The sequence below is a fragment of the Streptomyces sp. NPDC002698 genome, assembly GCF_042888945.1.
Classification (GTDB): Bacteria; Actinomycetota; Actinomycetes; order Streptomycetales; family Streptomycetaceae; genus Streptomyces.
In genome coordinates this window covers 370,439-394,012 of the sequence record NZ_JBIAQM010000002.1, presented here as the reverse complement: position 1 = coordinate 394,012, position 23,574 = coordinate 370,439, and the positions used below count along the sequence as shown (strand labels likewise).

The 23,574-nt window shown below is 72.0% G+C and carries 22 protein-coding genes; 11 read left to right on the top strand and 11 right to left on the bottom strand.

The window, feature by feature from the left end:
• Nucleotides 1-203 precede the first annotated feature (203 nt).
• Together ACFYW9_RS04120 and ACFYW9_RS04115 are read left to right on the top strand one after the other, a co-directional pair.
• On the top strand, nt 204-1,697 hold the full coding sequence (locus ACFYW9_RS04120; RefSeq protein ID WP_389144433.1) for a serine hydrolase domain-containing protein: 1,494 nt from the start codon (nt 204-206) through the stop codon (nt 1,695-1,697).
• A 72-nt stretch (nt 1,698-1,769) separates the two neighbouring features.
• Nucleotides 1,770-2,237 carry a hypothetical protein gene (locus ACFYW9_RS04115; RefSeq protein ID WP_351860828.1) on the top strand — a complete coding sequence of 156 codons (468 nt, stop codon included), beginning with the start codon at nt 1,770-1,772 and terminating at the stop codon, nt 2,235-2,237.
• 44 nt (nt 2,238-2,281) lie between these two features.
• On the opposite strand, the gene ACFYW9_RS04110 is transcribed toward ACFYW9_RS04115, so the two are convergent.
• Nucleotides 2,282-2,497 (bottom strand): hypothetical protein, encoded by a 216-nt coding sequence (locus tag ACFYW9_RS04110; RefSeq protein WP_037617573.1) that lies wholly within the window; start codon nt 2,495-2,497, stop codon nt 2,282-2,284.
• A 134-nt stretch (nt 2,498-2,631) separates the two neighbouring features.
• Between ACFYW9_RS04110 and ACFYW9_RS04105 the strand changes: the two genes are divergently transcribed.
• Complete coding sequence (locus ACFYW9_RS04105) at nt 2,632-3,123, top strand: VOC family protein (protein ID WP_351860825.1); 492 nt, start codon at nt 2,632-2,634, stop codon at nt 3,121-3,123.
• A 69-nt stretch (nt 3,124-3,192) separates the two neighbouring features.
• Here the strand turns inward: ACFYW9_RS04105 and ACFYW9_RS04100 are convergent, their stop codons facing one another.
• The 9 genes from ACFYW9_RS04100 to ACFYW9_RS04060 form a co-directional block, all read right to left on the bottom strand.
• Entirely contained in the window at nt 3,193-3,543 is a 351-nt protein-coding gene (locus ACFYW9_RS04100) for a UBP-type zinc finger domain-containing protein (RefSeq protein WP_389144428.1), read from the bottom strand.
• On the bottom strand, nt 3,540-4,994 hold the full coding sequence (locus tag ACFYW9_RS04095) for an ATP-binding protein (RefSeq protein WP_389144425.1): 1,455 nt from the start codon (nt 4,992-4,994) through the stop codon (nt 3,540-3,542). The genes ACFYW9_RS04100 and ACFYW9_RS04095 overlap by 4 nt, the downstream gene beginning before the upstream one ends.
• Complete coding sequence (locus tag ACFYW9_RS04090) at nt 4,991-6,667, bottom strand: FAD-dependent oxidoreductase (RefSeq protein WP_389144422.1); 1,677 nt, start codon at nt 6,665-6,667, stop codon at nt 4,991-4,993. Before ACFYW9_RS04090 ends, ACFYW9_RS04095 begins: the two co-directional genes overlap by 4 nt.
• Before the next feature lie 95 nt (nt 6,668-6,762).
• Nucleotides 6,763-8,067, bottom strand: coding sequence for a DUF4032 domain-containing protein (locus tag ACFYW9_RS04085; RefSeq protein ID WP_389144419.1), 1,305 nt, complete (start codon nt 8,065-8,067; stop codon nt 6,763-6,765).
• Between the two features lie 50 nt (nt 8,068-8,117).
• Nucleotides 8,118-8,942: an amidohydrolase family protein gene (locus ACFYW9_RS04080; protein WP_389144416.1), complete on the bottom strand. Its 825-nt coding sequence runs from the start codon at nt 8,940-8,942 to the stop codon at nt 8,118-8,120.
• A gap of 72 nt (nt 8,943-9,014) precedes the next feature.
• Nucleotides 9,015-9,851 (bottom strand): N-formylglutamate amidohydrolase, encoded by an 837-nt coding sequence (locus tag ACFYW9_RS04075; RefSeq protein WP_389144413.1) that lies wholly within the window; start codon nt 9,849-9,851, stop codon nt 9,015-9,017.
• A 63-nt stretch (nt 9,852-9,914) separates the two neighbouring features.
• Nucleotides 9,915-10,364 (bottom strand): cyclic nucleotide-binding domain-containing protein, encoded by a 450-nt coding sequence (locus ACFYW9_RS04070; RefSeq protein ID WP_351860696.1) that lies wholly within the window; start codon nt 10,362-10,364, stop codon nt 9,915-9,917.
• Between the two features lie 182 nt (nt 10,365-10,546).
• Entirely contained in the window at nt 10,547-11,350 is an 804-nt protein-coding gene (locus ACFYW9_RS04065) for a VOC family protein (RefSeq protein ID WP_389144409.1), read from the bottom strand.
• A gap of 196 nt (nt 11,351-11,546) precedes the next feature.
• Nucleotides 11,547-11,762, bottom strand: a complete 216-nt coding sequence (locus tag ACFYW9_RS04060) for a DUF4177 domain-containing protein (RefSeq protein WP_326783871.1) — start codon at nt 11,760-11,762, stop codon at nt 11,547-11,549.
• A 228-nt stretch (nt 11,763-11,990) separates the two neighbouring features.
• On the opposite strand from ACFYW9_RS04060, the gene ACFYW9_RS04055 reads away from it, so the two are divergent.
• The 4 genes from ACFYW9_RS04055 (at nt 11,991) to ACFYW9_RS04040 (ending at nt 16,252) form a co-directional block, all read left to right on the top strand.
• On the top strand, nt 11,991-12,632 hold the full coding sequence (locus ACFYW9_RS04055; RefSeq protein ID WP_389144406.1) for a DUF6629 family protein: 642 nt from the start codon (nt 11,991-11,993) through the stop codon (nt 12,630-12,632).
• 171 nt (nt 12,633-12,803) lie between these two features.
• Nucleotides 12,804-13,562 carry a L,D-transpeptidase family protein gene (locus ACFYW9_RS04050; protein WP_389144403.1) on the top strand — a complete coding sequence of 253 codons (759 nt, stop codon included), beginning with the start codon at nt 12,804-12,806 and terminating at the stop codon, nt 13,560-13,562.
• A 153-nt stretch (nt 13,563-13,715) separates the two neighbouring features.
• Complete coding sequence (locus ACFYW9_RS04045; RefSeq protein ID WP_389144400.1) at nt 13,716-14,414, top strand: response regulator transcription factor; 699 nt, start codon at nt 13,716-13,718, stop codon at nt 14,412-14,414.
• Complete coding sequence (locus tag ACFYW9_RS04040; RefSeq protein WP_351860685.1) at nt 14,411-16,252, top strand: HAMP domain-containing sensor histidine kinase; 1,842 nt, start codon at nt 14,411-14,413, stop codon at nt 16,250-16,252. The genes ACFYW9_RS04045 and ACFYW9_RS04040 overlap by 4 nt, the downstream gene beginning before the upstream one ends.
• 148 nt (nt 16,253-16,400) lie before the next feature.
• Here ACFYW9_RS04040 and ACFYW9_RS04035 read toward each other — a convergent pair whose 3' ends face one another.
• Complete coding sequence (locus tag ACFYW9_RS04035; RefSeq protein ID WP_389144397.1) at nt 16,401-18,302, bottom strand: AMP-dependent synthetase/ligase; 1,902 nt, start codon at nt 18,300-18,302, stop codon at nt 16,401-16,403.
• Between the two features lie 294 nt (nt 18,303-18,596).
• On the opposite strand from ACFYW9_RS04035, the gene sthA reads away from it, so the two are divergent.
• From sthA to ACFYW9_RS04015, 4 genes are all read left to right on the top strand, one after another.
• Nucleotides 18,597-20,000, top strand: coding sequence for a Si-specific NAD(P)(+) transhydrogenase (gene sthA, locus ACFYW9_RS04030; protein WP_389144394.1), 1,404 nt, complete (start codon nt 18,597-18,599; stop codon nt 19,998-20,000).
• Nucleotides 20,001-20,236: 236 nt separating this feature from the next.
• A complete protein-coding gene (locus ACFYW9_RS04025) occupies nt 20,237-21,178 on the top strand; it encodes an NADP-dependent oxidoreductase (RefSeq protein ID WP_389144391.1) in 942 nt (313 codons plus the stop codon).
• A gap of 163 nt (nt 21,179-21,341) precedes the next feature.
• Nucleotides 21,342-22,199 (top strand): AAA family ATPase, encoded by an 858-nt coding sequence (locus ACFYW9_RS04020; RefSeq protein WP_389144791.1) that lies wholly within the window; start codon nt 21,342-21,344, stop codon nt 22,197-22,199.
• Complete coding sequence (locus ACFYW9_RS04015) at nt 22,196-23,566, top strand: VWA domain-containing protein (RefSeq protein ID WP_389144388.1); 1,371 nt, start codon at nt 22,196-22,198, stop codon at nt 23,564-23,566. The genes ACFYW9_RS04020 and ACFYW9_RS04015 overlap by 4 nt, the downstream gene beginning before the upstream one ends.
• Nucleotides 23,567-23,574 lie beyond the last annotated feature (8 nt).

Here is a 23,574-nt window from a genome sequence, read left to right as displayed (position 1 = left end):
GGACGGGGCTCCGGAGTGCACGGAGAACACCAACTCGCCTTTGAGCGAGGGGAGTTGTGATGTGGCTTGGAACAGGGGTGTGCCGGTGCCGCCGGGACATGGACACCGGCGGGCCGCCCGGGAAAGATGCCAGATGCACACAATGCTCCCGCCCGCCGTGTCCAGTCGTCGCCCGCCGCCCGAGCCACCCGGAGGCCGTCCGTATGAGTGTCCGACCACTGCCCCAGAGCCCGCCCGCCGAGCAGGGAGTCGACGCCTCGGGCATCACCGCGTTCCTCGACGCCGTCGAGGCCGACCCGGACATCGAACCGCACAGCCTGATGATCCTGCGCCACGGGCACCTCGTCGCCTCCGGCTGGTGGGCGCCGTACACGCCGGAGCGTCTCCAGCTCCTCTACTCGCTGAGCAAGAGTTTCACCTCCACGGCCGCCGGATTCGCCGTGGCCGAGGGGCTGCTGGACCTCGACCGGCCCGTGATCTCGTACTTCCCCGAGTTCGCGGCCGGCATCACCGATCCGCGCAGCCGCGCGATGCTCGTCCGGCACGTCGCGGCCATGGCCAGCGGCCATCTCACCGAGACCTGGGCCGACGCGCTCCGGCTCGACCGGGCCGAGACGGTACGCGGCTTCCTGCTGATCCCGCCGGACCGCGACCCCGGCACCGTCTTCGCGTACAACCAGTCCGCCACCTACACGCTCGCCACGATCCTCCAGCGCGTGACCGGTCTGTCGCTGACCGACTACCTGCGGCCCCGTCTGTTCGACCCGCTGGGCATCGGGGAGACCGACTGGACGCGGAACCGGGCCGGCCGGGAGATCGGCTTCAGCGGACTGCACGCCGCGACCGACGCGATCGCCCGGCTCGGGCAGCTCTATCTGGACGAGGGCGTCTGGGAGGGGAAGCGGCTCCTGCCGGCCTCCTGGATCGCGGAGGCGACCCGCGCGCACGTCGCGAACGCCGACGGCACTCCCGAGGGCGCCCGGTCGGACTGGCAGCAGGGCTACGGACTCCAGTTCTGGCGGGGACGGCACGGATACCGCGGCGACGGGGCGTTCGGACAGTTCTGCGTCGTACTGCCCGAACACGACGCCGTGATCGCGACGACCGCGGCGACCGACCGGATGCAGGAACTGCTGGACCTGATGTGGCGGCATCTGCTGCCCGCGTTCGGGCCGGCACCGCTGCCGGCCGCGGGCGAGCGCGACGAGGCGCTGCGCCGACGGCTCGCCCGGCTCGCCCTGCCGCCCGTCGAGGCCGCGGCCGGGCCCACGGAGCCCCGGGGCGTCTGGTCGCGGGCGGGGTTCGTTCCCGCCGGAGGCGTCTGCGCGGCCCAGCGGACCCTGACGGGCGTGACCGTCGACGAGGACGACCAGGGCACCCGTGTCACCCTGGCCGAGGGGGACCGGCGACTGGAGCTGCGGATCGGAGGAACCGGCTGGAGCGTCGATCCCGGCCCGACGCCGACGGCGGTGAGCGGCGGCTGGACCGCCCCGGGCACCCTGCGCGTCGACGTGCTCTTCCTGGAGACCCCGCACCGGCTGACCGTGGAGTGCGTCCTCGCCGATCGCACCTTCACCGCCCGCTGGCACACGACCCCGCTCCACATCCGCTCCCTGGAGTCCCTCCGGGCACCGTCGCGACAGCCGTCAACCGGACCCCGGAAAACGCCACACCTCGCCACCCCTTCCGCCACGTAGAAATATCCATCACCATGCATATGCCGAGGTCCTGACGGGCGGAGGGAACCGGAACCGACTCCGGGGTGACGCATGACGAACCTGATGTGGACGCGGAGCGTGGAGTGGCTGGCGGCGGCCGCCACGAATCCGAGGGCGTGCAAACGCCAGTGGGACCAGGGGAGCGGTGGCGTGCTTCTGGAGGCCGGGCGCTACTGGGACGTGCTGAGCGTGCCCGAACAGCTCGGCCTGCTCGCCCTCGACATCCTGTGGTCCGACCCGGTCCAGGTACCGGGGCCCACGCTGGTCGACTGCGCGGCGCAGCGCGTGGGCTTCTTCCTTCCGCCCGACCCCGCGAGCCGGTGGGAGGGGTCGGGGCTCCGCCACCTCGGCAGGGGATCGTGGGTCGCCGTACCGCCGCCGTACCGTTCGGCGGGACCGCTGGAGTGGATCGTGCCGCCGGACGGGACGGGCGCGCTGCACCCCGCGGTCTCCCTGGAACTGGCGTTGCGCCAGGCCAACGGAACACTCGCCGTCCTGGCACCGCCGGCCGGCGAGTAGACCCGGCCGGCGAGCAGCCCCGGCCACCCGCGGAACCGGGAGACCTATCCGGTCCCGTAGAAGTGCGCCTGGCCTCCGCGCCACTTCACCCACGCGGGATCGTCCAGCAGATCCTCCGCGTCAGGTAGTCCCGCCCGGCCGAGGAACTCCAGAAGATCCTCGTCCGAGAACGCCACGCCGAGGTTCTCGCCCCGCGCGGTCACCTCACGGCCACTGGTATCCAGGGCCGGATGCACAACCAAAGGAGCCCGTCCGGACATGTATCCAGGATCGTCCTTCCGGCCGCGCCGCGCATCCCGGCGGACGGACACGGGCGAACACCGGTCGCCGTACGGTGGGGAAGTGGTTGTATTCGGTACTGAGTGCGGTACCGGTTCTCGGTGAGGAGCTTTCGATGGGCGCGACGGACCTGGCGGCGATCGAAGCGGAGCGTCAGCGGATCAGGGACGCCCATCTGAGGCCGGAGAGGGCGGGGAGCACGGCCCGCGGCGTGCATCATGTCGCGCTGCTCTCCGCGGACGTGGAGCGGACCGTACGGTTCTACCAGGACGTCCTGGGCTTCCCCCTCACCGAGATGATCGAGAACCGGGACTACAAGGGCTCGACCCACTTCTTCTTCGATCTCGGCAACGGCAACCTGCTCGCCTTCTTCGACTTCCCCGGCCTCGACCTCGGCCCCTACGCGGAGGTGCTCGGCGGACTGCACCACCTCGCCATCTCGGTCGACCCCGCCACCTGGCGCGAACTGCGCGACCGGCTCGACGCCGCCGGGGTGGAGTACATGGAGGAGAGCGGTACCTCGATCTACTTCCGCGATCCTGACGGCGCCCGGATCGAACTCCTCGCCGATCCGCTCGGCGAGATGTACGGCAACAAGGTCCTCTGAGCCCCGGGCCAGGGACTGCGGCCCCGGGCCCAGCGGCTCAGCGGCTCAGCGGCTCAGCGGTTCAGCGGTTCAGCGCAGGGTCTCGGCCCAGTTGTCCGGAACACGCCCGGCGGGGCCGGGTGCGGGCTGGTCGAGCGGGTGGCTCACCGGGGGAGCGAGCTCGGGACCGGACTCGTAGAGCTCCGAGGTGTCGTAGTCCCAGAACCAGTTCTCTCCCGGTTCGAAGCTCTGGATGACCGGATGCCCGGTGCCGCGCGCGTGCGCGGTGGCGTGCTTGGCCGGGGAGTCGTCGCAGCAGCCGATGTGACCGCACCGGGCGCAGCGCCGCAGGTGGAACCACCATCCGCCCGCGGCGTCGCACTCGGTGCAGCCGGTGCCGCTCGGTGGTACGGACGGGTCGATTCCGTTCGGCGTGGTCATGACGGCTCCTCGGAGGATTCCGCGGCGGTTTCCGCCGCGGTCAGGGGCAGGCGCACCTGGAAGCGGGTGTCCCCGGGCACGGACTGCACCAGCAGACTGCCGTGATGCTTGTTGACGACGATCCGCCAGGAGATGTCCAGGCCGAGCCCGGTCCCCTCGCCCACCGGCTTGGTGGTGAAGAACGGGTCGAAGATCCGGTCGCGGATCTCCTCGGGCACTCCGGGACCCGTGTCGCGGAACTCGACGAGCACATGGTCGCCGTCGGGCGCGGTCCGCACCGTCAGCGTCCCCTCCCCGGCCATCGCGGAGGCGGCGTTGTCGATGAGGTTCGTCCACACCTGGTTCAGCTCGCCCGGATAGGCGGGGATCCGGGGCAGCGCACGGTCGTACTCCTTGACGACCTTGATGCCGGAGCCCATCTTGCCGGCGAGCATCATCAGGGTGCTGTCGAGCAGGTCGTGCACGTCGGCGACCTGGTAGGGCGCGCGGTCCATCTGCGAGTACTGCTTGGCCGCGTCCACGAGATGCGAGATACGGGTGGTGGAGTCCTCGATCTCGTTCATCAGCAGCTCGGTCTCGACCGTGTAGTTCAGCCACCGGACCGCGCCTTCGAGGGTCGGCCCGTCCACGGCCGCCGCGACCTGGTCCAGCCAGTCCGTGTCGAGACCCGCCTGCACGAACGTCGGGGCGAGCTGCCAGCCGCCCGCGATGTCGTGGTCGTCGAACCAGTCGGCCAGCGCGTCCTCCCGGTCGGAGGCCTCCAGCGGGCTCAGCGGGGTGGCCTTGGCGACCTGTTCGGCGGTCCGCTCCTGGATCTCGACCAGCGTCTCCAGGGCGTCGCGCGCGTACGGTCCGGAGGCGATCATCCCCAGCTTCTGCCGCATGTGGGCCACCCGGTCGCGCAGCGCCGAGGTGGCCCGTACCGCCGCCGCGGCCGGGTTGTTGAGCTCGTGTGTGAGCCCGGCCGACAGCGAGCCGAGCGCCAGCAGCCGCTCGCGCTGCCCGACGGTGCGCTGGGCGTTCTGGCTGCCGAAGAACATGCCCTCCAGCAGATGGACGGCCATAGGGAACCAGTCCCGCAGAATGGCGGCGAACGTCGCCGCGGGCAGCACGAAGAACCGCGACAGCTCGGTGACCCGCATGGAACCCTTGTACTGCGCGTCCCCCGGGGCGCTGAGATAGGCCTGCATCGCTCCCGCGTACACCCCGCGCTGCGAGGTGCGGCTGATCTCCACGTCGTCCGCGCCGACCTTGCGCGACATCACGACCGTGCCTTCGAGGAGCACGTAGAAGCAGGTGGCCGGATCACCCTCGGTGTAGACCGGCCCGGGGTCGAACTGCTCGGTCCGGCCCTCCCGGCACAACCGGTCGAGCTGGTCGTTGTCGAGCTTCTCGAACAGGAACAGGGTGCTCAGTTCGGCCGCGTCGCACGGCACCGGCCGCCCGCTCACGACTGCTCCAGATAACGGTGGACGAGCATGACGGCCATGGCTCCCTCTCCGACCGCGGACGCGACCCGCTTCGCCGACTCGGCGCGGGCGTCCCCGGCCACGAACACGCCGGGCACATTGGTTTCCAGGTGGTACGGAGGCCGGTCGAGCTCCCAGCCGCGGGGCGGCTGCCCGTCGGGTGTCATGTCCGGGCCCGCCACGATGAATCCGCGGGCGTCCCGCAGGACCGTGCCCTCCAGCCAGTCGGTGAGCGGGGCCGCGCCGATGAACACGAACATCCACTGCGCGTCGACGAGTTCGGTGTGGCCGCTCGCCACATCGCGCAGGGTGAGCTGCTCCAGATGGCCGTCGCCGTGCGCGGACTCCACGACCGTGCCGGTGCGCACCGAGATGTTCGGCGCGTCGGAGATCTGCTCGATCAGGTAGTGCGACATCGAGGCGGACAGCGAGGAACCGCGCACCAGAATGGTGACGGACTTGGCGCCCCGGGCCAGATACATCGCCGCCTGGCCGGCCGAGTTCGCGCCGCCCACGATGTACACGTCGTGGCCCTGGCAGGCGGCGGCCTCGGTCAGCGCCGAGCCGTAGAAGACGCCGCAGCCCGTCAGCTCGGCGATGCCCGGAGCCTGGAGCTGGCGGTACGACACTCCGGTCGCGAGGATCACCGCGTGCGCGGAGATCGCGGAGCCGTCGGAGAAGCGGATGGTGCGCGAGGCCCCGGTGACCTCCAGCCCGGTCACCTCCCGCGCGGTGAGGATCTCGGCGCCGAACTTGGCCGCCTGCCGTCGCGCCCGGTCGGTGAGCTGTCCGCCGGAGACGCCGTCGGGGAAGCCGAGGTAGTTCTCGATCCGTGAACTCTGGCCGGCCTGTCCGCCGGTCGCGGAGCGTTCCACGAGCACGGTGCGCAGCCCCTCGGACGCCCCGTAGACGGCGGCCCCGAGTCCGGCCGGGCCCCCGCCGATCACGACGAGGTCGTAGAACTCCGAGGTGGGCGTCGTGGCGAGTCCCACGTGCGCCGCGATCTCCGGATCCTGGGGCTCGACGAGCGGGGTGCCGTCCGGGGTGACCACCAGCGGCAGCCGGTCGCCGTCCTGCCCGGCGGCGCTCAGCAGCCGCTGCCCCTCGGGCGTGTCGGACGAGTACCACCGGTACGGCACCTGGTTGCGGGCCAGGAACTCCCGGACCCCCGACGAGCGGGCCGACCACCGGTGCCCGACCACTTTGCAGGCACCCACGGGCCGGTAGTCGCTGGCCCGCCACGCGTCCAGGAGGTCGTCGACGACCGGATAGAGCTTCTCCTCCGGCGGATCCCAGGGCTTGAGCAGGTAGTGGTCGAGGTCGATCACGTTGATCGCGTCGATGGCCGCGTTGGTGTCCGCGTACGCGGTCAGCAGCACCCGGCGCGCGCCCGGGTACACGTCGAGGGCCTGCTCCAGGAACTCGATGCCGTTCATCTGCGGCATGCGGTAGTCGGCGAGGATCACCGCCACCTGGTCACCGCGCAGCTTCAGCTCGCGCAGGGCCTCCAGCGCGGCGTCCCCGGACTCCGCGCGCACGATCCGGTGCCCCTCGCCGTAGCGGCGCCGGAGGTCACGGGCGACGGCCCGCGAGACCCCGGGGTCGTCGTCGACGGTCAGAATGACGGTCCGCGCCGGACTGGCGGCCTGGGTCATACCTCTCCCACCCCGAGCAGGTCAGTTGCGTTCCGGCCGGGCGGACACCGGGGGCGCCGCGGGGCCGGTACAGAGCCAATCGTATGTACGATCGGTCACCTTTGCTCGGGAACCGGATACCCGCCGGGCGCCTCCGGGCTGTCCGCGGGGGCGGGCAGGGGGTCGCGGGCCTTCGGGAGGATGTTCGTGACGTAGTCCTTCACGGCCGCGTCCAGGCCGATGTCGTGCTGGGCGCGCTCGGACAGGAACCAGCGGTGTTCGAGGAGCTCGTGGTACAGCTCGGCCGGCTCCATGGAGCCGCGGAGGTCCTGGGGCACCGCCCGGACCGCGGGCCGGAACACGTCCCGCACCCAGCGGTGGGCGAGCACCTCGGGGCGGGCGGGGTGCGGATGCCCTCCGGGCCGGGGGCCGGGGGCGGCGGAGCCCGGCGCGTAGTCGTCCTGGGTGGCCATCCAGCTCTCCAGGTCGTTCAGGAGCCTGCGGGCCTGGTTCTCCTCGGTGTCGAGTCCGGTCAGCCGCAGGAGCTGGCGCTGGTGGTGGCCCGCGTCGACGACCTTGGGCACGAAGGTGACGGTGTCACCGTTGGAGGAGCTCGCGATCTGCATCTCGGCGACGTCGAAACCGAGGTCGTTCAGGCGCCGTATGCGGCGGTCGATGTAGTGGTACTTGCCCGCCGGGTACACGGAGGTGCGGGTCAGCTCCTCCCACAGCCCCTGGTAGCGGGCGCAGATCTCCCGGCCGAACTCGATCGGGTCCACCGAGGGGTGCAGGGCGCCGGCCGCCTCCAGGTCGAGCAGTTCGCCGCTGATGTTCACCCGGGCCAGATCGAGGTCGTAGTCCCGCTGGCCGGTGCTGAGCCGCGGATGGAGGTCACCGGTCTCGGCGTCCACGAGATACGCGGCGTAGGCTCCCGCGTCGCGCCGGAACAGCGTGTTGGACAGCGAGCAGTCGCCCCAGGCGAAGCCGGCCAGGTGCAGCCGCACCAGCAGGACGGCCAGCGCGTCCATCAGCCGGTGCATGGTGGCCGGCCGCATGGTCGTCTCGAACATCGACCGGTACGGCAGCGATCCGCCCAGGTGCCGGGTGATCAGCACCGACTCCAGGGGCTCTCCGGCCGCGTCCGTGCGGCCGGTGACCACGGCGAGCGGGTCGACCGCGGGTATCCCGAGCCGGTCCAGGCCGAGCAGCAGTCCGTACTCGCGCACCGCGGGCCGTTCGGCGAGTTCCTTGACCGCCACCACCTCGTCACCGGCGCGCGCGTAGCGCACGACGTGCCGGGAGATGCCGCGCGGCAGCGGCACCAGATGGTGCTCGGGCCACTCCTCCAGGGGCAGGTGCCACGGCAGTTCGAGCAGGAGCGCGGGGTGCTCCGGGTTGGTCGCACTGAACTGCAGAGCCATGGCCGGGCCGCCCTCACCTCAAGGTCGAACGCTGGTCGGGGCCCCAGCATCTACGAATGATCGCCCAGGCGGAAGACGCGCCGGGCGTTGCCCGACAGGAACAGCCCGGTGGTCTCCTCGTCCAGGCCCAGTTCGTCGAGGTGCTCCAGGGCCCGGCTCGGCTCGATCATGGGGTAGTTGGAGCCGAAGAGAACCTTGCGCCGTCCCCGGCCGCGCAGATACGCGACCAGCTCCGGGGGATAGCGGCGGGCGGTGTAGGCGCTGGTGTCGATGTACACGTTGGCGTGCTTGTCCGCGACCGCGATCATCTCCGTGGTCCAGGGGTAGCCGATGTGCCCGCAGACGATGGTCAGTTCGGGGAAGTCCAGCGCGACCTGGTCGATGTACGGGATGGGACGGCCGGTCTCGGAGGGGCGCAGCGGTCCGGTGTGCCCGACCTGGGTGCAGAACGGGACGCCGAGTTCGGCGCAGGCGGTGTACAGCGGGTAGTAGAGCCGGTCGGTGGGCGGCAGTTGCCACAGCCACGGGATGATCCGCAGGGCCACGAAGTCCAGCTCCTCGACGGCCCGCCGGAGTTCGCGCACCGCGGCGACGGGGCGGGTGAGGTCGGCGCCCGCCACCCCGCGCAGCCGCCCGTCCGACCGCGCCACGAATCCGGCGACCTCGTCGTTGGTGATCAGGGCGCCCTGAGGTCCGTACCAGGCCGAGGCCAGGCCGGTGTCCACGCCGGCCGCCGCCAGCGCGGTCAGCGTGACCTCGACCGGCAGCTCCTCCTCCAGCACCTTCATGCCGGTCCAGCGGCGCAGGGACTCGAACATCTCGTGGTGGGAATGGCGGAGAGTGGGGTGCTGCATCCACGCGTCGACGACCGGCATGGTCCTGTGCCTCCCCGAGTCGATGGCTGAGCGCTTGCTTACCTCAACCCTAGGGCGCCCGGCGCTCCGTGGCTACCTGCCCGGGGTGTCGACGCTGCGGGTCCACTCGTCCACCGCGTCCACGAGCGTGGTGAGGGCCGCGGCGAGGCGCGCGAATCCCGTACTCACCGGGCCTCCCGGCTCCTTCATGTACGTGTCCCGCCGGATCTCCACCATCAGCGCCGTGACCCCGGGCTCGCGTTCGTAGTACCGCAGCGGGACGTACGCGCCGGAGAACGGACTGTCGATCCCCACACCGCCGAGCCCGGCGAACGCCTTCTCCGCGAGCGCGACCAGTTCCGGCGGTGTGTGGAAGGAGTCCGTCCCGAGGCACACCGGCGGCCGGGGCCCGTCACCGTGCAGTTCGTAGGGCAGCCGGGCCGTCGGATACGAGTGGACGTCGATGATCACGGCCCGCCCGGTGGCGGCCAGCCGGTCGGTCACCGCGGCAGTCATCGCCCGCGCGTAGGAGTGGAAGTAGCGGTCGATCAGCGGCCGCGGATCGACGTCCGCGGGCCTCAGCGGCGCCCGGTGCGTCGTCCGTGTGTAGACCGCGCCCATGCCGACCGTGAGCATCTCCTCCCGCTCGTCCGGGAAGCGCTCGGGATCCACGACCAGCCGGGACAGCCGGTTGACGAACCGCCACGGCGTCAGACCGGCCGCCTCGGCCGCGGCCGAGGCCAGTTCGGCGGTGTGCGCGTCGGTGATGTGGTCCAACTCGCCGTCCAGCGCCGTGTCGTCCAGGAGGATGCCGGCACGGACCGGCGCGGGGATCTCCCGGGAGGAGTGCGGCACGTGCAGGATCACGGGCGAGTGGACCGCTCCGGGCAGGAGCGCGAAGGAGTCCGGGGAACCGGGGATGTCGTTCATAAGAGATCACTGTCGCAGCCGGGTCTGACAATGGGCGGCACCCGACGGCCTCACCGTGTGTGCTCAGCCGCCCCCGCGGCGCGCGTAGTGCTCGATGAGCGCCGCCCGGGTCGTTTCCAGACGATGGGCCAGGATCGCGCCGATCGTCCGCGTCAGCGACAGCTCCAGCGTCGGATCCTGGTCGCACAGCGTGCGTACCTCGGAGGCGTCGAACTCGTAGGCGCGCACCGGGCTGAAGGCCTCGGCACCGAAGTCCCAGGTGTGCGGGCGGAACAGCCACGACCAGCCGAGCAGGTCGCCGGGCCCGAGCTGGGCGACGGTGATCCGCCGGTCGGCGATGACCCGCTGGTACAGCGAGACCGTTCCGGAGCGGACCACCCAGAAGCGGTCGGCGGTGCCCCCTTCCTCGAAGATCGGCCCGTCCGCGGGAAAGGACACCTCGCGGGCCACGCTCATCAGCCGATCGCGGTGTTCGGGGGAGAGCGCGTGCAGGAGCCGGAGAGCAGTGGGCATCGCGGACCTCCATCGGGTCGCCGCACGGCCGAGGGGGCTGGCGGCGCCTGTCGTACCGGTGGTATCCCGTCATCCTCTATTGGAGCCCGAACGGCGTAATCCGTCGCGTCGTGGGACGGCCGGGTTCGCCGTGGGACGGTCGCGTCCGCCGCGGGGCGGTCGTGCGCGCGTCGTCCGTGGCGTCATCCGGCGGCCCGGGAGGTCACCGAGAAGCGGGCCCCGTCGGGGTCGATGATGAGCGCCTCCACCGAGCCGATGCCCTGCTGGTGCGCGGCGCCTCCGTGGGCGCGCGCCGCGCGGACGCAGGCCTCCACGTCGTCGACCGCGAAGTGGATCTGCCAGTGCGGCCGCAGGCTCGGGTCGGGGGCGGCACCCAGCGCGCCGGAGTGGATCCGGGCCACCACGTCGCCGAAGCTGCGCAGGACGACCTCGTTCTCCTCGTAGTCGACCTCGCAGCAGCCGGGGACGGAGGAGGCCCAGCCCAGCACCTCGCCGTAGAAGATGGCGGCGTCGAAGGCGTCGCGGGTGTGCAGGCGGATGAAGGAGGGGGCCGCGTTGCGCCAGCGTTCCCAGCCGGACACCAGCTCGCCCTCCCAGATCCCGAAGACCGCGCCGTCCCGGTCGGCCAGCAGCGCGGCCCGGCCCGGGGGCAGCGAGATCGGGCCCACCGCGGTCGTGCCGCCGCGCTCCTGGCTGCGCGAGACGGCCTCGTCGGCGGAGGACACGGCGAAGAACGCGGTCCAGGCGACCGCGGTGTTCGCCACGAAGTTGATCTCGGAGACCCCCGCGACCGGAACCCCGGCGACACTGGCGATGCGGTACTGCTCGCCCAGCCTGGTGCCCGGGGCCCACCTCCAGCCCAGAACCGCGGTGTAGAAGCTCTGGGCGGCCCTCAAGTCGCGGGTGGTGAGACTGACCCAGCACGGCGCTCCGAAGACCGCCTGGCTGGTGACGACATCGGTGTCGAGAGTTCCGTCGCTCTTCATCGCCGCCCGTCCTGACGCGATCGGCCGACAGCGGTCTCGCGGGGTGCGGGGCCCTCGTCGGGCTCCCGGACGTGAGTTCAGCCGTGAGAGGCCCTCCGGGTCGGAAGGCCCCCGACGGCGTCAGCAGCACCTGCGGATCCGCTGTCCCATCACCAACAGCATCTCCCGCTTCGGCGCCGCGCGCACCACGCGAAGGTCAGACGCGGGGCCGTTCCAGGGTGAGCAGCAGGCCTTCCACGGCGCCGGGGCCTATGCGGCCCTTGACGTCCGCGGCCGTGATCGCCTTGAGCGCCCACCCGTCCTCGGCATGCTTGTTCAGGACCTTTTCCAGCTTGTCGCTGTCCAGCGCGTCGCCGATCAGCGACTCACGGAACGTGACGACCTTGTATTCGAAGGCGTACGGGGTGCTCATGGTTGCGGAGCTCTCCTGCGTGTTGGACGGTATGACCGGGCCCACCCAATCACTCTTCGCGGCCGCGGCACAGGGGCGAACCGGACGGTAGCCATACCTTTGTTGAAACTTCATGAAGTGCCGTGCCGGGAAGGCGTCCTGACGGCAGGCCGGAAGAGGAGCCGGGCCCGGACGTCGTAGCGTGGACGCGGGTCGACGGGAACGGTGACGGCGGACGCAGGGGGCTCGATGTGCTGGAGTGCGACGGCCGATCTGGCGGCCGGTGCCGGGGTGGCCGCGGTCGGCGTCGCCTGTGTGGTCCGGGCACGGCGCGGGACGGATCTCCCGCTGGCCGCGCTGCCGTTGCTGCTCGGTGCCCACCAGATCGTCGAGGCCCGGGTCTGGGACACCGGCGGCGGTACGGGTCCCGCCACCGTGGCCTGGGCCGTGATCGCCCTCCCGTTGCTGGCGGTGTGGGTGCCGGCGGGCGTCCTGTGCGCGGTGCCGCGCAGCGCCCGGCGCCGGGCGCTGCTCCCGCTCGCCGCCGGTGTCGCGACCGCGGCCGTGCTCGCGCACTCCATGGCCGTCCGTCCCGTCAGGGCCGAGATCCGCGGCCACACCATGGGTTATGTCGTCGACCTGCCCCGGCCCGGACTGGTCATCGCGGGCTATCTCGTCGCCACCGTCGGCGCGCTGTTGGTCTCCGGCGACCGCGGGCTGGTGCTGCTCGGCGTCCTGACCGGGGCGGGCGCGGTGATCTGCTGGTCCCTGTGGGAGTTGGAGTTCGTCTCCACGTGGTGCGCGTGCGCCGCGGTCGTCTCGGTGACCCTGCTGGGCTGGGTGAACGGGCGGGAGGCCGTCGGCCCGCCGGAGCGGGTGGAGCACGCGTGACGGCGCGGGGCCTTCGGCGATGAGCCCGCCCGGGGACGAGCCCGGTGCCGGCCGGCGTCGCGTGGACCGCGGATGATCCGGCGGAGGACCGGTGATCCGCCGCATCCCGGGTACGCGGCGAACCGTGGATGACCTGACGAGTTCCTCATATGTGTCGGCCAGGGTCGATACATGATCAACTCCGCACACCGTGTCCGGGCGACGGTCGTCGCCGTCTCCCTCCTGCTCGCCGGCTGCGGCGGCGGCCCGGCCGAGAGGCTCGGCCCCGGGGCCGGCGGCTCACCGTCGCGTCACGGCGAGGCGACACCGGCGCCCGGGCCGGCGGCCTCGCGCGCGGCCGCGCCGGGGCGGCTGCCGGGACTCGGCCCCAGGACTCTGGCCGCGATCCCGTCGCGGACCCGTCAGGCCGTCGTGGTGACCGGCCGGGGCAGGAACTCCTCGCGGTCCACCGTGGTGCTGTACGAGCGCACGGAGGCGGGCTGGCGGGCCGGCCCGGGCCGGCCCGCGCACAACGCCCTCAAGGGCTGGACCGGCCACCATCGCGCCGGTGACCTGCGTTCCCCCATAGGCGTCTTCACCCTGACGGACGCCGGCGGACTGCTGGCCGATCCCGGCACCCGGCTCCCCTACGACCGCTCGCGCGCCTTCACCTCACCCGGCACCGGCTTCGAGGGCGAGCCGCTGGCCGGCTCCTTCGACTACGTCGTCGCCGTCAACTACAACCGCAGGCCCGGCACCACACCCCTGGACTGGACCCGGCCGCTGGGCGCGGGCCGCGGCGGGGGCATCTGGCTGCACGTGGACCACGGAGGCCCCACACACGGATGCGTCGGTCTGCGCGAGGACGACCTGGTGGAGCTGATGCGCGCCCTGGACCCCGCCCGGCACCCCGTGGTCGTCATGGGGGACGCCGCCTCCCTGGCACGCTGACGCCCGCCGGAGCCCTCAGGGCTGTCACGCGATCCCCCCGGCCCGCGCCGGGCCCCGGCCGCAGTGTCCTTCGAGGTTGTCAGGAAGGTGTCAGGGTGTGGGAAGCCCCTCTCACCGGCCGCCGCGCGGCCGGCAGGCCCTAGCATCGGCCGCGTGTGCGCATATGTGCTGGTCGCGGAGGACGACGAGAAGCAGGCGGAGCTGATACGCCGTTCGCTGCTGAGCGAGGGGCATACCGCGGCCGTGGTCCACGACGGCGCGGCCGCCCTCGCCGAGGTCCGGCGGCACCGGCCCGACCTCGTCGTCCTGGACCTGATGCTCCCGGTGGTCGACGGCTTCGGCGTGTGCCGGGCGCTGCGGGAGAACGACGACATCCCCGTCCTGATGCTGACCGCCCGCTCCACCGAGGACGACGTCCTGCTCGGCCTGGAGCTCGGCGCGGACGACTACATGACCAAGCCGTACAGCCCGCGCGAGCTCATGGCCCGTATCCGTACGGTGCTCAGACGCGGCGGACGGCCCGCGGGCGGACGGGAGGCCGATCCGGTCGTCAGGGCAGGGGGGATCGCGGTGGACCCGCGGCGGCACACGGTCCTGTGCGACGGCTCGCCGGTGGACTGCACCCCGGGCGAGTACGAGATCCTGCTCGCGATGGCCGCCGAACCCGAACGGGTCTTCTCCCGGCGGCAGTTGCTGCATCACACCCGGGGCATCGACCGGGCCTCGACCGAGCGGGCCATCGACGTGCACATCATGAACCTGCGCAAGAAGATCGAGGCGGACCCGCGCAGACCGGCACGTCTGGTCACCGTGTTCGGCGTCGGGTACAAGCTCAGGGGCGCGAGGGCGTGAGCCGTGCCGTGCCCCTGCGCAAGAGCCTGCTGGTCAGACTGCTGATCACGTCCGTGCTCATCGCCGTGTGCTCCGTGGCCGCGACCGCCTGGCTCGCGGTGCAGACCACCACCCGGGCCATCCAGGAGGAACAGGGTCAGGTGCTCGCCGAGGACATGGACATCCTCCGGCGGCTCAGCGGATACGCGGCCACCCACGACGACTGGTCCCATGTCGCCGCGACGCTGCGTGCGATCTCGCAGCGGACGGGCCGGCGCATCGCGCTGACCGCCGGAGACCGCGTCCCCTTCGCCGACTCCGCGGCCCGCGGGACCTCCCTCCCGCCCCGGGCCGCCGCCACCGTCGACCCGCTGCGCACCGACACCTACACGGAACCCGGCGCACAGCTCACCGGGGTCGACCCACGTGTCGTCGGGCCGTACCGGCTGACCACGACCGAGCGCCTGTCGGTGGACAAGCTGGCCATGGTGCGTCAACTCTGCTTCTCCCGCAACGGCGTACGGACCCGCACGGAGCGGATGCCCAGCGGCCGGACCGTACTGAAGGGCGTGGACGGGACGGCCGACCCCGGCTATGTGCCGGACGAATGCGCCGACGGCAGGCTCAACACCCCCACCCCGACCGAGCGGAAGGCCCTGGACGCCCTGTCGGCACTCACCCGGACCTGTCTGGACCGGCACAAGGTGCACCTCGACCACTTCGTGGCGCTGCCGCTGGAGGCCGCGAGCGGAGCCACCCCGGTCCCCTACCTGACGGGCAAGCGGCTCGGCGACCAGGACGGGCCGCTGGCCCGGACGGCGAACGCCTGCGTCGCCGAGGCCCGGCTCCGCCAGCTCGACCCCTACGTCGCCCCGGCCGCCGAACTCTTCCTCGGCACGGGGGACAGGCCCGTTCCCCGCTTCGACATGTCGGCCGCCAACAAGGCCAAGGTGTTCGGTGTCGCCGGACTCGTCCTCGCCCTCACCGTGGCCGTGACCGCGCTGGTCGCCACCCGGCTCGTGCGCCCCCTGCGCGCGCTGACCCAGGCCGCGCGGCAGCCCCTGGAGCGGCACGTACGCGTGCCCGTCACCACCCGGGACGAGACCGGCATCCTCGCCCTCGCCTTCAACGAACTGACCGAGCGCCGCGAGCGGATGGAGGCCCAGCGCAAGGCGATGGTCAGCGACATCGCGCACGAACTGCGCACACCCCTCACCAACATCCGCGGCTGGCTGGAGGTGGCCCGCGACGGCCTCGTGGACCCCGACCCGGAACTGCTGTCCTCCCTGCACGAGGAGGCCGTGGTGCTCCAGCGTGTCATCGACGACCTCCAGGACCTCGCGGCCGCCGACGCGGGCACGCTGCGGCTGCACCGCGAGGAGGTGCGCGCCGACGAACTCCTCGAACAGGTCGCCGCGGCACACCGGGTCGGTGCGCGGGCCGCCGGCATCCGGCTGGTGACCGAGGTGGCCGGGGCGCCGTGGCTGGACGCGGACCCCGTACGGATGCGGCAGGCGCTCGGCAATCTGGTGTCCAACGCGACCCGCCACACCCCGCCCGGCGGCACGGTCACGCTCTTCGCGCGCCGCGAGGAGGACGAGGTCGTGTTCGAGGTGGCCGACACCGGCGGCGGCATCGCTCCCGGAGACCTGGCCAGCGTCTTCGACCGGTTCTGGCGGGCGGAGAAGTCCCGCAGTCGGCGTACCGGCGGCAGCGGTCTGGGCCTGGCCATCGTCCGTCAGCTGGTCGCCGCCCACGCCGGAACCGTCTCCGTCACCAGCGAGGTGGGCGCCGGTTCGGTCTTCACCCTGCGGCTGCCCGGCCCCCGGCCGCCGGCCTCGGCCACCGGCTCCGGCTGAGGAACCGGAGGCGCTTCGGCCGGGCATCCGGACCGCTTCAGCCGGTCACCCGGCTCCGGGTGCCCGGAGCCCGCGCGCCCGGATTCCGGTCACCCGCGTCCGCGCGCCCGGATTCCCCTCGTCGTGAATCCGGGCACGGGGATTCCGGTCATCGGAACACGTTGTCGGAGTCGTCCAGGATCGACGGGTCGCCGATCATCGCCTCCCGCGGAACCCGCGACGAGGTCTGGTACATCGCCTCGATCTCGGCCGCGTACCGCTGGGCGATCGCGTCCCGGCGCAGTTTCAGCGAAGGCGTCAGCAGCCCGTTGGACAGGTCGAAGGGCTCCGGGAGGACACGGAAGACCCGGATGGACTCGGAGCGGGAGACGGTGCTGTTGGCCGCCGCGACCGCGCGCCTGACCTCCTCGCGCAGCTCGTTCTCCTCCCGCGCGTCCCGGGCGGGTGTCTCCCCCTTGGCCCGGGCGGCGCGCCAGTGCGTCACGAACTCCGGGTCCAGGGTGATCAGAGCGCCCACACAGGGCCGGTTGTCGCCCACGACGGCCGCCTGATGGATGAGCGGATGGACCCGCAGGCGTTCCTCCAGAGCCGCGGGGGCCACGCTCTTGCCCCCGCTGGTGATGATGATGTCCTTCTTGCGCCCGGTGATGGTCAGATAGCCGTCGGAGTCCACCCGGCCGAGGTCCCCGGTCGCCAGCCAGCCGTTGCGGAACGAGGCCGCCGTCGCCGCGGAGTCGTTGATGTAGCCCTGGAACACGGAGGGCCCCCACACGAGGATCTCCCCGTCGTCGGACACCTGGATCTCCGTGCCCGGCAGGGGGCGTCCGACGGTGCCGAACTTCTCCCGGCCGACCGGCTGGGCGGTGATTCCCCCGCTGGTCTCGGTGAGCCCGTATCCGTCGTGGATGAAGATGCCGATTCCCGCGAAGAACAGGGCGAGTTCACGGTTCAGCGGGGAGCCGCCCGAGACCGCGCCGCACACCCGTCCGCCCAGCGCGGCGCGCAGCCTCTTGTACACCGTCTTCTCGTAGAGGGAGTGCTGGAGCCGCAGATCGAAACCCGGGCCCGGACCCGTGCCCAGCCGCTGCTTCTCCTCGGCGAGGGCGAAGTCCCGTGCCGTGCGCACGGCACGCTCGAACAGCACGCCACGACCGGCTCGTTGGGACGCCCGCATGAAGTTCTTGTAGATCCGCTCGAACACGGACGGGACGGCGTACAGATAGGTCGGCCGGAACGAGAGCATGGCCTCGGAGAGGGTCTCCTCCCGCAGATCCGGTTCGTGGCCCATCAGGATGCCGCCGCGCAGACAGATCCCCTGGATCATCAGTCCGTAGGCGTGGGAGAAGGGCAGGAAGGCGAGCACGGCCGGCTGCGTGTCCGGCGGCGCCGCCGTCTGCCTCCAGCCTTCGAGCAGCGTGTCGCAGGGGCTCGCCAGGCTGCGGTGGGTCAGGGCGCAGCCCTTGGGCTGTCCCGTCGTGCCGGAGGTGTACGCGATGACCGCGGTGGAGTCGGCCAGCACGATCCGGCGCAGCGAGTCGACCGCGGTCGCGGGTATCGCCCGGCCGCGCTCCACCAGTTGGGCCACCGCCCCGGCGTCCAACTGCCAGACGTGGCGCAGGAACGGGAGCGCGGCGCACGCCGAGCCGACCGTCATGATGCCCTGCTCGTCCTCGACCACCACTCCCACGCAGTGCGCGTCCTGGAGGATCCACGCGACCTGTTCGTGCGACGACGTCGGGTAGACCGGCACGATCTCGGCGCCCACCGACCACAGGGCGTAGCTGAGCACCGTCCACTCGTACCGGGTGCGCGCCATGATGGCCACACGGTCGCCCGGCCGGATGCCGGACCGGACGAACCCCCGTGCCACGTCGACGACTTCGTCCCACAGCTCGATCGCCGTCACCTGGACCCAGCCGCCCGACCGGTCTTCGGCGCGGCGCGCGAGCTGCGGCAGATCAGGGGTGTTGAGCGCGGTTTCGCGGAGGCTGTCGGCGAGTCCCCCCTGGGTGGGCGCGGTCGGCGGTGCGGAAAGGTGGGACTGATGCATTCGCCGCTCCGGGATTCTCCTCGACGCGACCTCACCCCCGGAGGCGCCGATGCCAAGGATTACCGAATGTAGCCCACTGGGGAGCGTTCCGTGTCCTGTTCCGGCATGCGTTCGCCCGCCGCTGACTCCCCGTTCCCCGTCGTGCCCCCCGGCCCGGCCGAAACCCGTCGGTCGCCGCCCGGACACCGCCCCCGGCACCGGTGGCACCGCGAGCCGGCGCTTCATCCGTCACTCGGGCGACGGATCCCCCGTCCGCCCTATCGGGAAGCGGTCCCGGGCTGACAGACTCCGCTGGTGCGCGACTTCGACATGCTCGTCATCGGATCCGGCCCGGGTGGACAGAAAGCCGCCATCGCAGCGGCGAAGCTCGGCCGTCGGGTCGCCGTCATCGACCGCCCCGACATGGTCGGCGGGGTCTCCATCCACACCGGAACCATCCCCTCCAAGACGCTGCGCGAGGCGGTCCTGTATCTCAGCGGCCTCAGCCAGCGGGATCTGTACGGCCAGAGCTACCGGCTGAAGGAGGACATCACCGTCGCCGACCTGACCGCTCGCACCGAGCACGTGGTCGGCCGCGAGGTGGACGTCATCCGCAGCCAGCTCTCGCGCAACCACGTGTCCCTGTTCGCCGGCGTCGGCCGCTTCGTGGACGACCACACGGTCGCCCTGACCGAGGCGAACGGCAACGAGAAGCGGTTGAGCGCCGACCACATCGTCATCGCCACCGGCACGCGTCCCGCGCGGCCGGGCACCGTCGAGTTCGACGGCCGGACGATCATGGACTCGGACAATGTCCTGAACCTGGAGCAGGTGCCGCGCTCCATGGTCATCGTCGGCGCCGGTGTGATCGGCATGGAGTACGCCTCCATGTTCGCCGCCCTCGGCTCCAAGATCACGGTGGTCGAGAAGCGGTCCGCGATGCTCGACTTCTGTGACGTCGAGGTGATCGAGTCGCTGAAGTACCACCTGCGGGACCTCGCCGTGACGTTCCGGTTCGGTGAGACCGTCGCCGCCGTGGAGCGCCATGCCCGGGGCACGCTCACGGTCCTGGAGAGCGGCAAGAAGATACCCGCCGACGCGGTCATGTACTCGGCGGGACGACAGGGTCTCACCGACGAACTGGACCTCGGCAAAGCGGGGTTGTCCGCCGATCCGCGCGGCCGGATCACCGTCGACGAGCACTACCGCACCGAGGTGCCGCACATCTACGCCGTGGGTGACGTCATCGGTTTCCCGGCACTCGCGGCCACCTCGATGGAACAGGGCCGTACGGCGGCGTACCACGCCTGCGGTGAACCGGTGAACCGGATGCACGACCTGCAGCCCATCGGCATCTACACCATTCCGGAGATCAGTTTCATCGGCCGCACCGAGGACCAGCTCACCGAGGACTGCGTGCCGTTCGAGGTGGGCATCTCCCGCTACCGGGAACTGGCCCGGGGGCAGATCATCGGCGACTCGCACGGCATGCTGAAGCTGCTGGTCTCGCCCGACGACCGCAAGCTCCTCGGCGTCCACTGCTTCGGCACCGGCGCGACGGAGCTCATCCACATCGGCCAGTCCGTGATGGGCTGCGGCGGAACGGTCGACTACCTGGTCGACGCCGTCTTCAACTACCCGACGCTCGCCGAGTCCTACAAGGTCGCCGCACTGGACGCGACCAACAAGATCCGCCAGATCGACCGGCTCAGGGACTGACCGCCGTACGGGACTTCGCGAAGGTACTGCGCGACACGGGCCGGGCATGGCACCGTGGACCCAGGGTCTGGCCCGTCGCTCCCCCCGTGGTGACGGGTCAGACCTCTTTGCCGTCCGGCAGGAAAGCCGCCGGTCCCGGAACTATCGTGAAGAGCGGCCGGTCCGCGCCGGAGCCCGAGGACCCGACGGGACCGACTCGACGGCGGCCCTGTGCCGTCCCGAGGAGGAGGAGCCGGATGAACGGCACGATGCGGGCGGTACGCGGTCATCGGCGGGGCGGGCCCGAGGAACTGGTCTACGAGGACGCGCCGAAGCCGGTCCCCGGTCACGGTGACGTGCTGGTCGAGGTGCGGGCGGCGTCCGTCACGCCGGGGGAGCTGGACTGGGACGCGACCTGGACCGACGACTTCGACGGCGGCAGCCCACGGCTGCCGGTGGTGCCCTCCAAGGAGGTCTCCGGGGTCGTGGCCGAGCTCGGCCACGGCGTGACGGACTTCCGGCCCGGCGAGGCGGTCTACGGCCTGATCCCCTTCACCCGGGACGGAGCGGCCGCCGAGTACGTGACCGTTCCCGCGGCGGTGCTCGCCGCGAAGCCGGGGTCGCTCGACCACGAACGGACGGCGGCGCTGCCGCTCGCGGGCCTCACGGCGTGGCAGGGCCTGGTCGGCCACGCGGGCCTCGCGCCGGGACAGCGCGTGCTGGTGCACGGCGGCGCGGGCGGCGTGGGCTCGCTCGCCGTCCAGGTCGCGGCCGCGCTGGGGGCCGAGGTCACGGCCACCGCCTCGGCCGGGGACGCGGACTTCGTGCGGGGCCTGGGGGCCGAGACCGTGATCGACTACGCCGGGCAGCGCTTCGAGACCGAGGTGAAGGACGCGGACGCCGTCTTCGACACCGTCGGAGGGGACACCCAGGCCCGCTCCTGGGAGGTGCTGCGTCCGGGCGGAGTCCTGGTCAGTGTCGTCGCGCCGCCGACGCCGCCGCAGGGGGCGGACGCCCGCGCGGTGTTCTTCGTGGTCGAGCCGGACCGCTCCGGCCTGGAGGAGCTGACGGCCCTCGTCGAGGCGGGACGGCTGATCCCGCAGGTCGACCGGATCCTTCCCCTGGAGAGCGCCCCGGGCGCCTACGCGGCCCTCGAACGCGAGCACCGGCGGGGCAAGGTCGTACTGAGGGTGTCCTAGGCAGGATGTCCTGGGGTCCGGCCCGCTTCCGGAGCCCCGGAGCCGGGGTGCCGCCCCTGCCGGGCACCGCTGTCGCGTGGGGGCCGTCACACGTGACAGCGAGGGTGAACAAGCGCTTAGATAGTGAGTCCGACCTCGCTCGCGCGTGCTGGAGGCCCCGTTGCTGTTCACATCCGTCGACGACGTCTGCGCACGCCTCGCCGACACGGGCTATCTGGCGTCGCCCGCCGTCGCGACCACGGTCTTCCTGGCCGACCGGCTCGGCAAACCCCTCCTGGTGGAGGGGCCCGCCGGCGTCGGCAAGACCGAACTCGCCAAGGCCGTCGCCCAGGTCGCCGGAGCCCGGCTCGTCCGCCTCCAGTGCTACGAAGGCGTCGACGAGTCACGGGCGTTGTACGAGTGGAACCACGCCAAGCAACTGCTGCGCATCACCGCCGGCCGGGACGAGTCGTGGGACGAGACACGCACGGACATCTTCTCCGAGGAGTTCCTGCTGCCGCGCCCGCTGCTGACCGCCATCCGCGGCGACGACCCGAAGGTCCTGCTGATCGACGAGACCGACAAGGCCGACATCGAGGTCGAGGGCCTGCTGCTCGAGGTGCTCAGCGACTTCCAGGTCACCGTCCCCGAGCTGGGCACGATCAAGGCGACCAGCCGCCCGTTCGTGGTGCTCACCTCGAACGCCAGCCGCGAGCTGTCCGAGGCCCTGCGCCGCCGCTGCCTCTTCCTCCACATCGGCTTCCCAGACGAGGAGTTGGAGCGCAGGATCGTGACGCTGAAGGTGCCCGGACTCGACGAGGCGCTCACCGAGTCCGTGGTGCGGGTCGTCGGGGCGCTGCGGGAGATGGACCTGCGGAAGGTCCCCTCCGTCGCCGAGACCATCGACTGGGCCCGCACCCTGCTCGCGCTGGGCGCCGACACCCTCGACGAGAACGTCGTACGCGACAGCCTCGGCGTGATCCTCAAGCACCAGGACGACGTACTGAAGGCGGCGGCCAAGCTCGACCTGGGCGCCGTGTGAACGCCGCCGCGCCGGCGGACGGGATCGCGGACCGGCTGACCGGACTCGTCGGCGCACTGCGCTCGCACGGTGTGCGGATCGGCACCGGCGAGACCGTGGACGCCGCGCGGGCGGTGGCGGCGCTGGGCTTCGCCGACCGTGACCGGCTGCGCGAGGGGCTGGCCGCCACCCTCCTCCACAACCCCGGACAGCGCCGGGTGTTCGACCCCGTCTTCGACGTGTACTTCCCGCGGGGCACAGGGGCGCCGGACAGCGCGGCGCCCGCGGACCGGGACGAACTGCGGGCGCGTCTCGCGGCCGCTCTGGCCGCCGACGACCAAGCCCTCATGGGGCGGTTGGCGATCGAGGCCGTCGACGGATTCGGCGGCTACGGCGGTACGACGGCGACGGACGGCTGGTCGTCGTACCAGACGCTCGACCGGTTGCGGCCGCAGACGCTGCTGGCCCGCGTGCGGGACACCGTCCGCGCGCGGGGCGGCGCGGAGGGATTCACCGACCGGCTGCTGGAGGACGAGATCCGCCGGCGCATCGAGGTGTTCCGCGGACAGGTCGCGACGGAGGCACGGCGCCGGATCGCCGAGCGGCGCGACCGCGACGAGATCGCCCGGCGAGCGGTGGCCCCGACCGCCGACCGCGTCGACTTCCTGTTCGCCGGACGCGACCGGCTCGCCGAACTGCGCAAGGCCGTGCAGCCGCTCGCGCGCAAACTGGCCACCCGCCTCGCCGCGCGCCGCCGCCGGGCCCGGCGCGGCACCATCGACCTGCGCCGGACCCTGCGAGGATCGCTGTCCACGGGCGGGGTGCCGATGCGCCCCGTGCTGCGCAGACGCCGTCCCGTACGGCCCGAACTGGTGCTGCTGTGCGATGTGTCGGGATCGGTGTCGGGGTTCTCGGACTTCACGATGCTGCTCGTGCAGGCGCTGCACGACCAGTTCAGCAAGGTGCGGGTGTTCGCCTTCGTCAACCGGGTCGACGAGGTGACCGGGCTGATCGGGCCCGGCTCGGCCGACCCCGAGGGGCTGAGCGCCCGGATCCGCGCGGAGGCGGCGATCACGGGCTGGCACGGCAGCAGCGACTACGGCGTCGCGTTCGGCGAGTTCGCCGAGCGGTACACCGGCGCGGTCGGCTCCCGGACGACCGTCTTCGTGCTCGGAGACGCCCGTACGAACATGAGCGATCCCAACCTGCCCGCCGTCCGGCAGCTCACCCGGCAGGCCCGCCGCTTCTACTGGCTGAACCCCGAGGCGCGCTCGCAGTGGGGCACGGGCGACTCGGCCGCCCTCGCCTACGCCGAGCTCGTGGAGATGCACGAGTGCCGCAACGCCCAGCAGCTCAGCGCGCTGATCGGCCGGCTGCTGCCCGTCTGAAACACCCG

Excerpts from the sequence above, each read along its gene's own strand:
- ACFYW9_RS04090 (WP_389144422.1), bottom strand. The coding sequence starts at position 6,667 with ATGACCCAGGCCGCCAGTCCGGCGCGGACCGTCATTCTGACCGTCGAC.
- ACFYW9_RS04025 (WP_389144391.1), top strand. The coding sequence starts at position 20,237 with ATGAACGGCACGATGCGGGCGGTACGCGGTCATCGGCGGGGCGGGCCC.
- ACFYW9_RS04050 (WP_389144403.1), top strand. The coding sequence starts at position 12,804 with ATGATCAACTCCGCACACCGTGTCCGGGCGACGGTCGTCGCCGTCTCC.
- ACFYW9_RS04105 (WP_351860825.1), top strand. The coding sequence starts at position 2,632 with ATGGGCGCGACGGACCTGGCGGCGATCGAAGCGGAGCGTCAGCGGATC.
- ACFYW9_RS04120 (WP_389144433.1), top strand. The coding sequence starts at position 204 with ATGAGTGTCCGACCACTGCCCCAGAGCCCGCCCGCCGAGCAGGGAGTC.
- ACFYW9_RS04075 (WP_389144413.1), bottom strand. The coding sequence starts at position 9,851 with ATGAACGACATCCCCGGTTCCCCGGACTCCTTCGCGCTCCTGCCCGGA.
- ACFYW9_RS04100 (WP_389144428.1), bottom strand. The coding sequence starts at position 3,543 with ATGACCACGCCGAACGGAATCGACCCGTCCGTACCACCGAGCGGCACC.
- ACFYW9_RS04055 (WP_389144406.1), top strand. The coding sequence starts at position 11,991 with ATGTGCTGGAGTGCGACGGCCGATCTGGCGGCCGGTGCCGGGGTGGCC.
- ACFYW9_RS04115 (WP_351860828.1), top strand. The coding sequence starts at position 1,770 with ATGACGAACCTGATGTGGACGCGGAGCGTGGAGTGGCTGGCGGCGGCC.
- ACFYW9_RS04070 (WP_351860696.1), bottom strand. The coding sequence starts at position 10,364 with ATGCCCACTGCTCTCCGGCTCCTGCACGCGCTCTCCCCCGAACACCGC.
- ACFYW9_RS04060 (WP_326783871.1), bottom strand. The coding sequence starts at position 11,762 with ATGAGCACCCCGTACGCCTTCGAATACAAGGTCGTCACGTTCCGTGAG.
- ACFYW9_RS04065 (WP_389144409.1), bottom strand. The coding sequence starts at position 11,350 with ATGAAGAGCGACGGAACTCTCGACACCGATGTCGTCACCAGCCAGGCG.
- ACFYW9_RS04080 (WP_389144416.1), bottom strand. The coding sequence starts at position 8,942 with ATGCCGGTCGTCGACGCGTGGATGCAGCACCCCACTCTCCGCCATTCC.
- ACFYW9_RS04110 (WP_037617573.1), bottom strand. The coding sequence starts at position 2,497 with ATGTCCGGACGGGCTCCTTTGGTTGTGCATCCGGCCCTGGATACCAGT.
- ACFYW9_RS04085 (WP_389144419.1), bottom strand. The coding sequence starts at position 8,067 with ATGGCTCTGCAGTTCAGTGCGACCAACCCGGAGCACCCCGCGCTCCTG.
- ACFYW9_RS04035 (WP_389144397.1), bottom strand. The coding sequence starts at position 18,302 with ATGCATCAGTCCCACCTTTCCGCACCGCCGACCGCGCCCACCCAGGGG.